This window comes from Pseudomonas sp. IT-P74, from assembly GCF_949768175.1.
In the GTDB taxonomy this organism is placed as follows: domain Bacteria; phylum Pseudomonadota; class Gammaproteobacteria; order Pseudomonadales; family Pseudomonadaceae; genus Aquipseudomonas.
Map to the genome: position 1 here is coordinate 1 of NZ_CATKQD010000091.1, position 205 is coordinate 205.

Below are 205 nucleotides of genomic sequence, written 5' to 3' on the forward strand. Positions count from 1 at the left end.
TGTTGAACGTCGAAAACCTCACGGGCAGCAACTATCACGACAAGCTGACCGGCAACGCGCTTGCCAACACCCTCAACGGTGGTGCCGGCAATGACACACTCACCGGTGGCGCCGGCAACGACCTGCTGATCGGTGGCACGGGCCTGGACATGCTTTATGGCGGTACCGGGGCCGACACATTCGATTTCAATGCCTTGAATGAAAT

At 58.0% G+C, this 205-nt stretch carries 1 pseudogene; it reads left to right on the forward strand.

Annotated elements, in window-relative coordinates:
* Positions 1 to 205, forward strand: a pseudogene (locus ACM6J5_RS27710) (hypothetical protein); the annotation flags it as partial.